13 protein-coding genes are annotated in these 14,781 nt (G+C 39.7%); 12 read left to right on the top strand and 1 reads right to left on the bottom strand.

The window, feature by feature from the left end; genetic code table 11:
* Positions 1-24 precede the first annotated feature (24 nt).
* From xseA to FPV17_RS13505, 10 genes are all read left to right on the top strand, one after another.
* Positions 25-1,392: an exodeoxyribonuclease VII large subunit gene (xseA, locus tag FPV17_RS13550; protein ID WP_144559251.1), complete on the top strand. Its 1,368-nt coding sequence runs from the start codon at positions 25-27 to the stop codon at positions 1,390-1,392.
* 19 nt (positions 1,393-1,411) lie between these two features.
* Positions 1,412-1,615: an exodeoxyribonuclease VII small subunit gene (gene xseB / locus FPV17_RS13545; RefSeq protein WP_052008054.1), complete on the top strand. Its 204-nt coding sequence runs from the start codon at positions 1,412-1,414 to the stop codon at positions 1,613-1,615.
* Positions 1,612-2,496: a polyprenyl synthetase family protein gene (locus FPV17_RS13540; RefSeq protein ID WP_246117038.1), complete on the top strand. Its 885-nt coding sequence runs from the start codon at positions 1,612-1,614 to the stop codon at positions 2,494-2,496. Before xseB ends, FPV17_RS13540 begins: the two co-directional genes overlap by 4 nt.
* A gap of 158 nt (positions 2,497-2,654) precedes the next feature.
* Positions 2,655-4,541: a 1-deoxy-D-xylulose-5-phosphate synthase gene (gene dxs / locus FPV17_RS13535; RefSeq protein ID WP_144559250.1), complete on the top strand. Its 1,887-nt coding sequence runs from the start codon at positions 2,655-2,657 to the stop codon at positions 4,539-4,541.
* Positions 4,542-4,547: 6 nt separating this feature from the next.
* A complete protein-coding gene (locus FPV17_RS13530) occupies positions 4,548-5,357 on the top strand; it encodes a TlyA family RNA methyltransferase (RefSeq protein ID WP_144559249.1) in 810 nt (269 codons plus the stop codon).
* 190 nt (positions 5,358-5,547) lie between these two features.
* Positions 5,548-5,997 carry a transcriptional regulator AhrC/ArgR gene (gene ahrC / locus FPV17_RS13525; RefSeq protein ID WP_035395786.1) on the top strand — a complete coding sequence of 150 codons (450 nt, stop codon included), beginning with the start codon at positions 5,548-5,550 and terminating at the stop codon, positions 5,995-5,997.
* Positions 5,998-6,015: 18 nt separating this feature from the next.
* Positions 6,016-7,695, top strand: a complete 1,680-nt coding sequence (recN, locus tag FPV17_RS13520; protein WP_144559248.1) for a DNA repair protein RecN — start codon at positions 6,016-6,018, stop codon at positions 7,693-7,695.
* Between the two features lie 125 nt (positions 7,696-7,820).
* Positions 7,821-9,107 (top strand): SpoIVB peptidase, encoded by a 1,287-nt coding sequence (gene spoIVB / locus FPV17_RS13515; protein ID WP_144560492.1) that lies wholly within the window; start codon positions 7,821-7,823, stop codon positions 9,105-9,107.
* 264 nt (positions 9,108-9,371) lie between these two features.
* Positions 9,372-10,163: a sporulation transcription factor Spo0A gene (gene spo0A / locus FPV17_RS13510; RefSeq protein ID WP_144559247.1), complete on the top strand. Its 792-nt coding sequence runs from the start codon at positions 9,372-9,374 to the stop codon at positions 10,161-10,163.
* A 196-nt stretch (positions 10,164-10,359) separates the two neighbouring features.
* Positions 10,360-11,115 (top strand): hypothetical protein, encoded by a 756-nt coding sequence (locus FPV17_RS13505; protein WP_144559246.1) that lies wholly within the window; start codon positions 10,360-10,362, stop codon positions 11,113-11,115.
* Between the two features lie 25 nt (positions 11,116-11,140).
* Here FPV17_RS13505 and FPV17_RS13500 read toward each other — a convergent pair whose 3' ends face one another.
* Positions 11,141-11,392, bottom strand: a complete 252-nt coding sequence (locus FPV17_RS13500) for a DUF2627 domain-containing protein (protein ID WP_035395795.1) — start codon at positions 11,390-11,392, stop codon at positions 11,141-11,143.
* A gap of 155 nt (positions 11,393-11,547) precedes the next feature.
* On the opposite strand from FPV17_RS13500, the gene FPV17_RS13495 reads away from it, so the two are divergent.
* Together FPV17_RS13495 and FPV17_RS13490 are read left to right on the top strand one after the other, a co-directional pair.
* Positions 11,548-13,524, top strand: a complete 1,977-nt coding sequence (locus FPV17_RS13495) for a sigma-54 interaction domain-containing protein (RefSeq protein ID WP_035395799.1) — start codon at positions 11,548-11,550, stop codon at positions 13,522-13,524.
* Positions 13,525-13,680: 156 nt separating this feature from the next.
* The gene (locus FPV17_RS13490; RefSeq protein WP_144559245.1) at positions 13,681-14,778 is read left to right on the top strand and encodes a Glu/Leu/Phe/Val family dehydrogenase; all 1,098 of its coding nucleotides are present in this window, start codon (positions 13,681-13,683) and stop codon (positions 14,776-14,778) included.
* Positions 14,779-14,781 lie beyond the last annotated feature (3 nt).

Raw genomic sequence — 14,781 nt, 5'->3', positions numbered from 1 at the left:
AGTGAAAGCGGAAGGAGGGCTATAATGGAAGCATGGTCCGTTAGTGAAGCGACTCGTTACATCAAGCGGTTAATTGAGAACGATACACAATTAATGGAAGTGTGGATTCGTGGCGAGCTTTCGAACGTAAAGCGTCATTCTAGAGGACATCTTTACTTTACCGTTAAAGATGCGAATGCGAGAATGCAATCGGTCATGTTCGCTGGCTACAATCAACATTTGCGCTTTATTCCTGAAAACGGAATGAACGTGCTCATAAGGGGCGAGGTTAATGTGTACGAACCTTATGGACAGTATCAATTTTATGCTAAAGAAATGCAACCAGATGGAATAGGAAGCTTGCATGTTGCCTTTGAGCGCTTGAAAAAACAACTGGAACATGAGGGCTTGTTTGCTGATGAGCGTAAAAAGCCTTTACCGGTTTATCCGAAGCATATTGCTGTTATTACTTCACAAACAGGTGCAGTCATACGTGATATTATGACGACGTTAAAACGGAGAATGCCTAACATTCGCGTGACGCTTTTTCCAGTTGCAGTTCAAGGCCATTTAGCAATTGATTCAATTGAACGGGCATTACTTCAAGCAAATCAAGCAGCTCTTTTTGACGTCATTATTGTAGGAAGAGGCGGAGGATCAATGGAAGAGTTGTGGGCGTTTAACGAAGAGCGCGTTGTTAGAGCCATTGGATCATCGTCTATACCGGTTATTTCCGCAGTGGGGCATGAAACAGATTTTACCATTAGTGATTTCGTAGCCGATTTACGGGCGCCTACACCTACAGCAGCAGCAGAGTTTGCTGTGCCTGATGTTCGTGAACAATTACGGCAAGTAAATCATTACAAACAGCGGTTGGTAAGAGCCATGGTGCAAATGGCTGAAAAGAAACGGGCGCAACTCCAATATGCTAAGCGTTCCTATGCGTTTCGTTACCCAAGGCAGCTCGTTGAGCAAAAGGAACAGCAGTTAGACCAAGCGGTTGAGCGAATGAATCGAGAAATGCAGCGATTTACAAAAGAAAAACGAGCTTCTTATACATCCATACAACACCGCTTTTTGCGTCATCATCCAGAAGCAGCGGCTGCATTAAAGAAAAAAGAGTTAAACGTATTGGATCATAGATTAGGTCAAGCGTTAAAAAATCAAGTGACGGTTAAGCGAAACCAGCTGACGTCTCTTCTCGCTCAACTTGAACTGCTAAGTCCGTTAAAAATCATGAACCGTGGTTATTCTCTCATTTATAGTGAGAATGAAGACAAGCTCGTGAAATCTGTAGATGAGCTAGAAGAAAACCTTGAAGTTCGCCTTCTTTTTAAAGATGGACGGGCAACAGGCGTGATTAAAGAAATCATACACGAAGGAGTTGACCAAGGTGGAGAAACAGAAGAATGATATTCCGTTTGAAGAAGCAATGAAACAACTAGAGGAAATTGTTGAAGGGCTTGAACAAGGGGATGTTGCATTGGAGAAAGCCATTGACCTTTATAAAAAAGGCATTAGCTTATCAAAAACGTGTCATGATAAATTAGTTTCAATTGAAGAGCAGCTTGACCAAATTATGACCGAAGATGGTGAAATCTTAGAGCTGAACGTTCAGAAGGAGGAACAAGAGTGAGCACCACATTTGAATTGTTCCTTCACGAAACCAAGCAATTAATTGAACGAGAATTACCGGAATACGTTCGTACCATAGATGCAGAAAGCCGTTTAAAAGACGCGATGCTTTACTCGTTAGAGGCTGGTGGAAAACGAGTTCGACCAGTACTGTTGATGGCCGTCTTAGATGCATACAAGCTCCCGATAAAAGATGGTCTTGAAGTAGCTTGTGCGCTAGAAATGGTTCACACCTATTCGCTGATTCATGACGATTTACCAGCAATGGATGACGATGATCTTCGACGTGGAAAACCAACCAATCATAAAGTGTTTGGCGAAGCGACAGCGATATTAGCAGGAGATGCTCTCTTAACACACAGTTTTTATCTTCTCTCAAAAATTTCCCATTTCAAGGCTGAAACCAAGCTACAGCTTATTTCCCTTTTTAGTGAAGCAGCTGGTGCAAAAGGGATGGTGGGTGGACAGCTTGCCGATATGTTTGCAGAGGGGAAAAATCTCGATGTAAATGAACTCGCATCTATTCACAATCGTAAAACAGGTGAGCTTCTCGCTTTCGCTGTTGAAGCAGGCGCAGTTATTGCTGGAACCACACCAGATGTCCAAAGGAAATTAAGTGCCTTTGGAAAAGAAATCGGATTGTTGTTCCAAATTAAAGACGATATCCTGGATCTTGAAGGCAACGTAGAAGCGATTGGAAAACCAGTCGGTAGCGATGTACATAATGATAAAAGTACGTATCCTGGCATATTGGGGCTGGACGGAGCAAAGGCAATGCTAGCCAGTCATTACGACCAAGCACTACAGTCATTAAATGAACTTGGGTTACGAAACACACTGCTTGAAGATATGGCAACGTATATTGTTAATCGGGATCGTTAAGAAACCAGCATCGTTTGGCTGGTTTTTTTTATGAGAATGGTGTATGGTTCACAATACAGGGTATTACTGTTCTAGATAGGCTTGTTTTTGTTATACTAGACGTACATCATCTTAACGAGATAAAGATAAAAAATGAAGAGTAAATGGAGGTTTCGTTTATGAACCTTGAAGAAATACAAGATCCCAGCTTTCTTAAACATTATACGAATAAACAACTTGAACAGTTAGCAACAGATATTCGCCAGTTTTTAATTGAAAAACTATCTGTAAATGGTGGTCATATTGGGCCAAATTTAGGTGTTGTCGAATTGACCCTCGTACTTCACCAATTGTTTGATTCACCGAGGGATAAGTTTTTGTGGGATGTAGGGCACCAAGCGTATGTCCATAAAATACTAACTGGACGAGCAGATCAGTTTGATACAATGCGTCAATATAAAGGACTCTGCGGCTTCCCTAAGCGAAATGAAAGCGAACACGATGTATGGGAAACAGGTCATAGCTCTACTTCCCTATCTGGCGCAATGGGCATGGCGACAGCAAGAGATCTAAAAGGTACGGACGAAAGTGTGGTTGCCATCATTGGGGATGGTGCACTTACCGGTGGAATGGCGTTAGAAGCGTTGAACCATATCGGACATGAACAAAAGAACTTAATTGTTATTTTAAACGACAATGAGATGTCGATTGCACCAAATGTTGGTGCGTTGCATCATATTCTAGGAAAGCTCCGTACAGCTGGAAAGTATCAGCGAGCGAAGGACGATTTAGAATGGTTAGTAAGAAAAATTCCTGCATTTGGTGGAAAGCTTGCTGATACAGCGGAACGTCTAAAGGATAGCCTTAAATATATGGTTGTATCAGGAATCTTTTTTGAAGAGATGGGCTTTACGTATTTGGGTCCAGTGGATGGTCATGATTTAGACGATTTAAAAAACAACTTAAATTATGCGAAGAAGGTAAGTGGACCGGTACTTGTTCATGTTGTCACGAAAAAAGGAAAAGGCTACAAGCCAGCAGAAGAAGACGCAACAGGCGCTTGGCATGGAACAGGCCCATATAAAATCGAAAACGGGGAAATGGTTAAAAAATCTGGGCCACCAAGTTACCCTAGTGTTTTTGCAAATACGTTAAAAACCATTGCTCGTGAAGATGAGCGTGTCGTTGCTGTTACGCCAGCAATGCCAGGTGGATCAAAACTTGATTTGTTTGCAAAAGAATTTCCAGAAAGAATGATTGATGTTGGAATCGCTGAGCAGCATGCAGCAACAATGTCTGCTGGTCTTGCTACCCAAGGCATGAAGCCAGTATTTGCCGTATATTCAACGTTCTTGCAACGAGGGTACGATCAAGTTGTTCATGATATTTGTCGTCAAAATCTTAATGTACTTATAGCCATCGACCGAGCGGGTCTTGTTGGAGCGGATGGAGAAACCCACCAAGGTGTATTCGATATTTCTTTCTTAAGAGCGTTACCAAATATGGTTATTTTGAATCCTAGAAACGAAAATGAACTTCAACATATGCTTTATACAGCGATAAAATACGATGATGGCCCAATTGCCGTTCGATACCCTAGAGGAAATGGGACGGGCGTAAAGATGGACGCACAATTAAAGCAGCTACCAATTGGCAAATGGGAAGTATTAAATGAAGGAACAGACGCGGTCATTCTTACATTTGGAACAATGATTCCAGTGGCTGAGAAAGCAATTGAAAACATGACAGCACAAGGGTATAATGTTCGACTTGTTAATGCGAATTCGGTTAAACCACTTGATGAAGACATGCTTCGCAAAATTGCTGAAGAAGAGTTACCTATTTTAACGGTAGAAGAAGCGATTCTTCAAGGTGGCTTCGGAAGTGCTGTAATGGAATTTTACAATGATCAGGGTCTACAAGCGTCTATAAAACGACTTGGTGTACCAGATTGGTTTATCGAGCACGGAAGTGTAAAGGAATTGTACGAGGAAATTGGCTTAACACCTGAGCGAATAGCGGATGTTCTTCTTTCTGAACTACCACTAAAAAAGAAAAGAGCCTAACGACAAATGGGAAAAAAAGAAAGGCTCGACGTTGTATTAGTTGAGCGAGGACTAATTGACACAAGAGAAAAAGCAAAGCGAAGTATTATGGCTGGACTCGTCTACAGTGAGCATGAGCGCTTGGATAAACCGGGTTTAAAAGTAGACAGAGACGTTCCTTTACGCATTAAAGGAGATACGCTTAAATACGTTAGTCGCGGAGGGTTAAAATTAGAAAAAGCAATTGACGTCTTTGAGTTAGAGCTAGCAGACAAAGTAGGTCTAGATATTGGCTCATCAACGGGAGGGTTTACAGACTGTGCACTTCAAAACCATGCAAAAGCGATGTATGCTGTTGATGTTGGGTACAATCAATTAGCCTGGAAAATTAGACAAGATGAGCGTGTGACAGTCATGGAGCGAATGAACTTTCGTTACGCGACAAAAGACGACTTTGCCAAAGCACAACCAGAATTTGCTTCAATAGACGTATCATTTATTTCTTTGAGGTTGATTTTACCACCATTGTACACGATTCTTGCTAATAATGGCGATGTTATTGCGCTAGTCAAGCCTCAATTTGAAGCAGGAAGAGAACATGTTGGAAAAAAAGGCATTGTACGTGATCCCCTCGTGCATAAGCATGTGATTCGTTCCGTTCTAACAGTGGCTCATGAGCTTGGCTTTAGCTCTCTGGCGCTAGACTACTCACCAATTACAGGTGGAGACGGCAACATCGAATTTTTACTTCATCTGAAAAAACAAGTGGAACAGGTGGAATTGACTGCTGAAACAATTGAACACATTGTAGAAGCGGCGCAAGCCCTTCGAAAGTAAATAACGAAAGATACCCTCTTTTATACTAGCGATGAATTGGACACGATGATGATCTTTTTCTTGCTTGCAGAAGAGGGTTTCTTTACAGCTTGATCAACTGTTCTTTTCTGAATTCTTTCTCATAACAAGCAAAGCATAGATAATAGAAGAGGCTAACCGTAATGAATTTGTTAAAAGGTAAGGTGATGGCATGACTAAAGGACAACGCCATATAAAAATTAGAGAAATTATAACAAACAAAGAAATTGAGACACAGGATGATTTAGTTGATCAACTAAGAAGTGATGGCTACAACGTTACGCAAGCGACTGTGTCAAGAGATATTAAAGAACTGCACTTAGTGAAGGTTCCTATGCAGGACGGACGCTATAAATATAGCTTACCTGCTGATCAAAAGTTCAACCCGCAGCAAAAACTTAAGCGGATATTAACCGATAGCTTTATAAGCATTGATCAGTCTGGAAACTTAGTCGTTATGAAAGCAATGCCTGGTAACGCCAATGCGATTGCTGTTCTCATTGATAATCTAGACTGGCCAGAATTGATGGGAACGATATGTGGCGATGATACTATTCTCATTATTTGTCGAACCGAGAAAAATGGCGAAACCGTCACAGAACGATTTTTAAATATGCTTTAAAGAGGTGGGCAGTCTACTATGCTAATGGAATTAACCGTTAAAAATTTTGCCATCATCTCTTCCCTTACCGTTCCATTTGAGAAAGGATTAACCGTCCTCACAGGAGAGACTGGTGCTGGAAAATCGATTATTATTGATGCTATTGGCTTACTTTTAGGAGGAAGAGGCTCAGCTGAGTTTGTTCGCCACGGTGAGAAGAAAGCAGAGATTGAAGGCTTGTTTGTCATGGAAGAGGGGCATCAAATAGAAGCTAAGTTGGAATCCTTAGGCATTGATGTTGAAGATGATATGCTCATTATGAGACGGGAAATTACTCATACAGGTAAAAGCATTTGCCGCATAAATGGAAAGCTCATGACGATCGGAACACTACGCGAAATTGGACAAGCTCTTGTTGATATTCACGGTCAGCATGAGCACCAATCCCTAATGAGAGCGGACGAGCATTTAGGATTATTAGATCAGTTTGGCGGGAATGATATAAAAAAAGCGCTTCACGAATACCGAAAGCTTTTCAATAAGCTTCAAACAACAGTAAAGCGCATTAATGAACTTGACCAAAATGCTCAGGAAATTGCACAAAAGACTGATTTGTATACGTATCAACTAGGAGAAATCGCTAAGACGAATGCACAAATTGGAGAAGATGAACAGCTCCAAAAAAATCGTAATAAGCTTGCTAATAGTGAAAAATTGTACGAAGCGCTTACAAGAAGTTATGAGCATCTTTATGGAGAAGATAAGGGCCTTGATTATTTAAGTGGCATGCTAAGCCATTTGGAAACAGCCGCTAGTATTGATACAGACTTACAGCCACTATTCGAACAAGTGTCATCAAGCTATTACCTCATTGAAGAAGCGTCTTACTCTATTCGTGAAGCATTAGATCAGGTTGATTTTAACCCAACTATACTAGAGGATGTTGAAAATCGACTCGCAGAGATTGAAAAAGTGAAGCGTAAATATGGGGAATCCATAGCAGAAGTGTTAGCATATGCAGAAGCAATCGAGCAAGAGCTAGAAGAAATGGAGAATAAAGATATCCATTTAGAAGAGCTACAAAACACACGAAACGCTATTATTGAAGATTTAACAATTGAAAGTGAAGCGTTAACAGATATTCGTAAACGGTTAGCGAAGAACCTTGAAGCTTCACTGATGATGGAGTTAAGCCAGCTGTATATGGAAAAAGCGTCATTCAAAGTGCAGCTTGAAACAGGGGAAACCTTCTATAAAAATGGTCAAGATCAAGCAGAGTTTTTAATTTCTACAAATGAAGGGGAACCATTAAAGTCACTTGTGAAAGTTGCTTCAGGTGGAGAAATTTCACGTATTATGCTCGCGCTTAAAACCATTTTCTCTGCTTCTCAGCAAATTACATCTGTTATTTTTGATGAAGTGGATACAGGCGTGAGTGGTCGAGTGGCGCAAGCGATTGCCGAAAAAATGTACCGAATATCAGAGGGATCACAAGTTTTATGTATTACGCACCTTCCTCAAGTAGCAGCTATGGCCGATCATCATTTATTTATTCGGAAAGAAACAATTGAAGGACGAGTGAAAACCGACGTTATTCAATTAAATGATGATGAAAAAACAAATGAACTGGCAAGAATGTTATCTGGGTTTGAAGTGACAGAGATTACGAAGGAAAATGCTAAAGAATTGCTTGAACTGGCAACGCACAAAAAAGGATAATTGGAAAAGCGACCTTGATTAGGTGGCTTTTTTCTTTTATTTACAGTTATATTTCGTCCGTGTGAAGGCAACATTAATAGTACAGCCAGCATGGAGGTGTAGGTTGGGAGTGAGGAGTGAAAAGGTTGCTAAAAGAGGGTGTACGGTATGTTATTGGGGTCTTGTTTTTAGTTTGTCTACTTTTTTTAGGGTTTAATCCACAATTTAAACAATTTATAGACATTCCAACATCCATCGTTCTATTTGAAGGAAGCGAGACGGCAATTGAAGCAAACGGCTTTGCAATTGAGGGGAATTCGCATCTAGAAGTAGAGCACATGGAAAGTGAGACGATTCTTCAAGGAATAAAAACAGGTCACACAAACGTGACTCTGCAAAATGGAAATTGGCCAGCAAAAAAAATTGACGTTTCCATTTTACCAAAAATAAAAGTGGTACCAGGCGGTCAATCAATCGGTGTTAAGTTAAACACAGAAGGCGTTCTAGTTGTTGGTCATCATAAAATAGACACTAAATCAGGACAGAAATCCCCAGGGGAATTTGCTGGAATTGAAGTCGGTGATATGATAACGAACATAAACGGAGAAAAAATGCATACCATGAGCGAAGTGTCTAAACATGTTCAGCATGCAGGAGAAGCAAACAAAGAATTAAAAGTGAAAGTATTACGAGGCGAGAAAGAAATTACCACGGTATTGAAGCCAGAGAAAGCAAAAGGGGATCATTTGTATCGTCTCGGCTTATATATTCGTGACTCAGCTGCGGGTGTGGGCACTATGACTTTTTATGAACCGGAGAGTAAACGATATGGTGCCCTTGGCCATGTTATATCCGATATTGATACCAAGAAGCCAGTTTCAGTATTAAATGGCCAGTTATTACGATCATCAGTTACATCCATTTCCCGTGGAATAAATGGGGAGCCTGGTGAAAAGCTTGCTAGCATATCAAAAGATCGTGAAATATTAGGGACCATTCAAAAAAACAGCGCATTAGGCATTTATGGAACGTTAAATGAGACGGTTCAATTGAAGAATAACGTCTATGACCAACCATTGCCGATTTCTACGGCCTCAGAAGTGAAGGAAGGTCCAGCGAAAATATTAACGGTTTTAGATGGAGAAGAAGTGGAGCAATTTGATATTGAGATTGTTTCAAGTACGCCACAAGAAAGCCCAGCAACCAAAGGAATGGTTATAAAGGTGACAGACAAACGACTGTTAGAAAAAACAGGTGGCATTGTACAAGGAATGAGCGGTAGTCCTATTATTCAAGGGGATAAGATTGTTGGAGCAGTCACTCATGTATTTGTCAACGATCCTACTTCTGGATACGGATGCCATATTAGCTGGATGCTTGAGGAATCGGGTATTCATACAGGATTAGTAAAACACCAAGCGCAAGCGAGTTAATTCTCTGCTTTGCTTGGTGTTTTTGTTATCCTCATTTTTATGTGACGAAATCACCGTGAAGAAATCCTCAAGAATCGTCACATCCCCTTTAAGGATATGGTATATTAAAAAGAAAGTACGATTGAAAATCTGTCGAAAAGAAGAAGATTTACAAGAAAAACGTAGGATTTCCTATAATTAAAATCTAAATGATTTATTTAAAAGGATTGTCTGCATCTTTGTCGAATCGGTTACATACAACAAAAGGAACTGGGGGAAAACATAATGAGTCAGATTAACGTTTGTATCGCTGATGATAACAGAGAATTAGTGCATTTATTAAGTGAATACGTAGGTGCGCAACCAGATATGGAAGTAGCTGGAACAGCTTTTAATGGGCAGGAATGCTTAAGCTTGGTTGAAGAAAAAGAACCAGATGTATTACTGTTAGATATTATTATGCCACACTTAGATGGGTTAGCTGTATTAGAACGGCTTAGTCAAAAAAGCAACAGACCTCAAATTGTCATGTTAACGGCTTTTGGCCAAGAAGATGTGACGAAGCGAGCAGTAGACTTTGGAGCAGCTTACTATGTGCTTAAGCCATTTGATATGGAAGCATTAATGGATAAAATTCGAGAAATTGCTGGCAAACAACAAGTGCGTATACCGAAAACAACATCAATGTCGTTTGCTTCAGCACCTAGGAAAGAAAGCAAGCAAATTAATTTAGATGCGAGCATCACAAGCATTATTCATGAAATTGGCGTCCCTGCACATATTAAAGGATATATGTATTTAAGAGAAGCCATTACGATGGTGTATAAAGATATTGAGCTTCTTGGCTCAATTACGAAAGTACTTTACCCAGATATTGCAAAAAAGTTTAATACAACGGCTAGTCGAGTGGAAAGAGCTATTCGTCATGCCATTGAAGTGGCTTGGAGCAGAGGGAATATTGATTCAATTTCGAATTTGTTTGGCTATACGGTTAGTCATACAAAAGCAAAACCTACAAATTCAGAATTTATCGCTATGGTTGCAGATAAACTCCGAATTGAGCATAAAGTAAGCTAGCGTTTGGCTTACACACAAGGCGTGGAATGATTCATTCATTTTCACGCTTTTTTGTATGGATTCAATTCTTCTTCAAATACTAAGAAAAAGGAAAGGGAGAGGATTGAAATGATGGTAAATAATAAAGCATGTTGTTTTTCTCGTTTTAAAAAAGCAGCGAGTCAGTTAATAGAAGGTGGAAGCGAGTGATCGTCTCATGATTTCTTCATTATTTTTATCACTTCCTTTTATTGCGGTTGCTCTGATGTACGGCTTTAAAGATTTACAATGGAGTAAAAAAAATCCTCAAGATACGTTCATCCCTTTTAGTCTTGGGACCTTTCTTTTATATGGCTATATAGCGCTTAGTTCGTTAGTAATGGGGACTCATTTGTATTTTTCATATTTAGCTATTGCCTACATCTTTTTAACATGGGCTGTTGGCTTTTATCTCGATTTAAGTCAGTTAAAAAGACACCAGAAAAAAACAAAGCAAACCATCAATCAAACAGGTATGATTTGTTGTTACGTTGTGATACTTGTCTTTTTTTCCTATCTATTGTCAATGGGTAACATAAAAGTGTTTAGTGTTAACACTGCTTGCTTTATTCTATTCCCTCTTGCTAGCTATATGGCGAATAAAATACCGTTTAGGTTAACAATTTACTATTTAACGTTACTGTTGATTGGTTGTTTTTTTATGACACTACCAACATTTATTGACATTTTGTATGTTACAACGATCTTTTACATCATCATTGTATTAGAGGTAGAAGGTCAAGCAATTTACGGCATCAATGGTTCTCTTATTCTTGGCGCATCCCTTGCGTTGTGGACAGTTACAGTGCCAGGAACATCAGGGCAATTGTTATTCCTCTCACTAGCTAGTATCAGTATCGTTTTATTCCTGATTTGGCCAATGTTACAAGGAGCGTATAGTCAATGGACTAAAAAAATAGGTTCAACAGAATAAAACAACAGCTGAAAGGATACATCTCTCACAGCTGTTGTTCGTTTTTCTTTAAAAACGTTTCTGACACTTTACCACGTTTTTTGTCTCTATGGAAAATAAAACCTGCCATTAATCCTAACCCGATAAGGAAGAAAAATAAGCCAGCAAAAAATTGAATCCATAAGTTTGGATAAGGGAAAAGCTCAACGAGGAAAAACGCATCTCGCATTAACTTAATTCCATAACCAGCGCCAACTATTGGGATGAGAATTAGTAATAAAGCAAACACTCTGCCCATAGAACATCCTTTCTTGTTCGTATTTCACATCTATTGTAGACCAAAAAAACCATTATGGACAAGTTTAATCTTGCATAAGATCATTAATTGTACGATACTAAAATAAATGGCAGTAGCATTTATGACCAACTACTAAAAATATCAGAGGTGCGAGAATGAATAAGATTCTGTTTATTGATGATGGTCCTGATGCATTTGCCTTATTACGATGTTTAACGCATCTGCCTATGTTTACTGTTGCGGCCATACATAGCAAAACAGCTAAAATAAATGCTTTTGCAGCAGAGCACAATATTGATTTAATGGATGAACAGTCTTTTAATCAACATGATTTTACGATCATTCAAAGGTATACAAAGATCGGCACTACGGCAGAAACTAATGTTTGGTCTTATGAAGAAACGTGGGGAGTCATTAGTGCTGAATTCTCGAAACAATCCCTAATGCAAAAAGCAATTGATTCTATTGATGACGGTGTTATTATTGTCAAAGCAGACTACACAGTGATGTATTTGAACGATGCAGCAGCAGAAATGGCTGATGTGAACAGGCATGAAAGTGTTGGTCAGGCAATTCAATCTCTACTGCCAACAAGTGGTTTGCCACGTGTAATTGAACGTCAGCAACCAGAATACAATCAGCTTCAAACGTTTGCAAACGGGACGAAAATAGTGACGACTCGTATGCCGTTAAGTACAAAAGGTACGATTAGAGGTGCGATTGCTGTTTTTAAAGATGTAACAGAAGCAAGGCAAATGGCAGAGCAAATCACGGATCTTAATCGAATGAGAGAAATGCTGGAAGCGATCATTAATTCTTCTAATGATGCAATTTCGGTTGTTGATGAGTTTGGTGTCGGTCTTCTTATAAATCCAGCATATAAGAAAATTACTGGTTTAACGGAAGAGCAAGTTATTGGTAAACCAGCGACAACAGATATCTCAGAAGGCGAAAGCATTCATATGCAAGTGTTGCAAACCCAGCGACCTGTACGAGGGGCACGATTAAAGTTAGGCCCAGCCAAACGAGACGTCATTGTCAATGTTGCGCCTATTATTGTGGACAAGAAATTAAAAGGAAGTATTGGCGTTATCCATGATGTATCTGAATTAAACTCCCTTATGGGCGAGTTAAAGCAAGCAAAGAAGAAAATTGCCAGCCTAGAAGCAAATTATACGTTTCAAGATATTTTAGGCCAATCTAATGGTATTCAGCACGCCATCGCCCAAGGAAAATTAGGAGCGAACACTGATTTACCTATATTGCTTTTAGGTGAAACAGGAACGGGAAAAGAATTATTCGCACATGCAATCCATTATGAAAGCGAACGTCGGCATCAACCGTTTGTGCGCGTAAACTGTGCGGCGTTGACAGAAACACTTCTCGAAAGTGAGCTTTTTGGCTATGAACAGGGTGCGTTTTCTGGTGCTTTACGAACAGGGAAAAAAGGGTTATTTGAAGAGGCTGGAGAAGGAAGTATCTTTCTTGACGAAGTAGGCGAAATGTCCTTACAGACACAAGCAAAATTATTGCGCGTTCTTCAAGAAAGTGAAGTGGTCCGAGTTGGGGGAACAAAACCAATTAAGATTAAAGCCCGAGTCATTGCAGCTACAAATGTGAACTTGCAGTTGTTTATGTCAACAAAACGGTTTAGAGAAGATCTTTATTATCGTTTAAATACATTGCCGATTTACATTCCTCCATTGAGGGAAAGAATAGAAGATATTCCAATACTTGCTTTGCGCCTTATTGAAAAAATAAATGAAGACTATGGACGTAATATTAGAAACTTATCGGATTATGCATTGGCTCAACTTCAACAGTACGCGTGGCCAGGCAATATTCGTGAGTTAGAAAATGTATTGGCAAGAGAAATGATATACAAAAACTTAGGTGAAACTGAAATCGATTTTGTTGCACATGCAGATATAAGTGTGCTAAAACCAGGAAGTGCGCCTAAGGTGGATCGTGCCAAACCAGAAAAGCTAGAGGATTTTTTAGCAGAGCAAGAGCGTGGATTTCTTTTAGAGACGTTAGCCCATGTTCATTATGTTAAAACAGAAGCTGCAAAACGCCTCGGTATTTCTGTTCGATCGCTTTATTATAAACTAGAGAAATATGGAATTGAATGATTTTGCATGCAAAATATTTCAGGGGAGTGCAAGATTTTGCAGGCGGAAGGTTACATTAGCCTATTTCCTTAAGATTAGCAGTTGGCATTGTTTTTGCATGTATACAGTTGTGAACATGTGAAGACGAGCCAGAAATTCTTATAGGGGGACTTAAAAATGAAATTATTTACAAAGATGGAAGAGAAAGATTATGAACAGCTTGTTATTTGTCAAGATCAAACGTCAGGTTTAAAAGCGATTATCGCGATCCATGATACTACATTGGGACCAGCGCTTGGCGGTACAAGAATGTGGAATTATCAATCAGAGGAGGATGCCTTTGAAGATGTTCTACGTCTTTCAAGGGGCATGACTTATAAAAATGCGGCAGCTGGGTTAAACCTTGGCGGAGGTAAAGCCGTTATCATTGGCGATGCTCGTACAGATAAAAATCCGGAAATGTTTCGAGCGTTTGGTCGTTATATTCAAGGGTTAAACGGGCGCTACATTACTGCAGAAGACGTAGGCACAACGGTTGAAGATATGGATATTATTCATGATGAGACGGATTATGTTACAGGTATTTCCCCTGCTTTTGGTGCTTCAGGGAATCCTTCACCAGTAACAGCTTACGGTGTTTATGTTGGAATGAAAGCTGCGGCTAAAGCGGGTCTTGGTTCGGAAGATTTAGCAGGTAAAACAATCGCAGTCCAAGGTGTCGGTAATGTTGCCTATCACTTATGTAAATACTTACATGAAGAAGGCGCTCAACTTATTGTTACGGACATTTACAAACCGTCTGTTGAACGAGCTGTTTCTGAATTTGGGGCAAAAGCAGTAGACCCTGATGATATTTACGAGCAAGACTGTGATATTTTCGCGCCATGTGCATTAGGCGGAGTAATCAATGATGAAACGCTAAGCAAGTTAACGGCTAAAGTAATTGCAGGCGCGGCTAACAACCAATTAAAAGAAGAACGTCATGGTCAAATTTTACAAGATATGGGCATCGCCTATGCACCTGACTATGTTATTAATGCAGGTGGCGTTATTAATGTAGCGGATGAATTAAATGGGTACAACCGAGATCGAGCGTTTAAAAAAGTAGAAGGCATTTATGATAATGTTTCTCGTGTTTTTGAAATTGCTCGTACAAAGCAGATACCTACTTCACAGGCTGCGGATAAAATGGCAGAAGAACGAATTGAACGGATGCGTTATGCAAGAGGAACGTTTTTGCAAAATGAGCACCACATTCTTTCTCGTAAAAAGTAATGG

Origin of the sequence: Shouchella miscanthi (genome assembly GCF_007725405.1) — a bacterium.
Lineage (GTDB): Bacteria > Bacillota > Bacilli > Bacillales > Bacillaceae_D > Shouchella > Shouchella hunanensis.
This window is presented reverse-complemented; position numbering and strand designations above follow the sequence as displayed.

What these genes read in the sequence shown, in the direction of transcription:
- xseA (WP_144559251.1), top strand. Translation starts at nt 25, where the DNA reads ATGGAAGCATGGTCCGTTAGTGAAGCGACTCGTTACATCAAGCGGTTA.
- xseB (WP_052008054.1), top strand. Translation starts at nt 1,412, where the DNA reads ATGAAACAACTAGAGGAAATTGTTGAAGGGCTTGAACAAGGGGATGTT.
- dxs (WP_144559250.1), top strand. Translation starts at nt 2,655, where the DNA reads ATGAACCTTGAAGAAATACAAGATCCCAGCTTTCTTAAACATTATACG.
- FPV17_RS13530 (WP_144559249.1), top strand. Translation starts at nt 4,548, where the DNA reads ATGGGAAAAAAAGAAAGGCTCGACGTTGTATTAGTTGAGCGAGGACTA.
- ahrC (WP_035395786.1), top strand. Translation starts at nt 5,548, where the DNA reads ATGACTAAAGGACAACGCCATATAAAAATTAGAGAAATTATAACAAAC.
- recN (WP_144559248.1), top strand. Translation starts at nt 6,016, where the DNA reads ATGCTAATGGAATTAACCGTTAAAAATTTTGCCATCATCTCTTCCCTT.
- spo0A (WP_144559247.1), top strand. Translation starts at nt 9,372, where the DNA reads ATGAGTCAGATTAACGTTTGTATCGCTGATGATAACAGAGAATTAGTG.
- FPV17_RS13505 (WP_144559246.1), top strand. Translation starts at nt 10,360, where the DNA reads ATGATTTCTTCATTATTTTTATCACTTCCTTTTATTGCGGTTGCTCTG.
- FPV17_RS13500 (WP_035395795.1), bottom strand. Translation starts at nt 11,392, where the DNA reads ATGGGCAGAGTGTTTGCTTTATTACTAATTCTCATCCCAATAGTTGGC.
- FPV17_RS13495 (WP_035395799.1), top strand. Translation starts at nt 11,548, where the DNA reads ATGAATAAGATTCTGTTTATTGATGATGGTCCTGATGCATTTGCCTTA.
- FPV17_RS13490 (WP_144559245.1), top strand. Translation starts at nt 13,681, where the DNA reads ATGAAATTATTTACAAAGATGGAAGAGAAAGATTATGAACAGCTTGTT.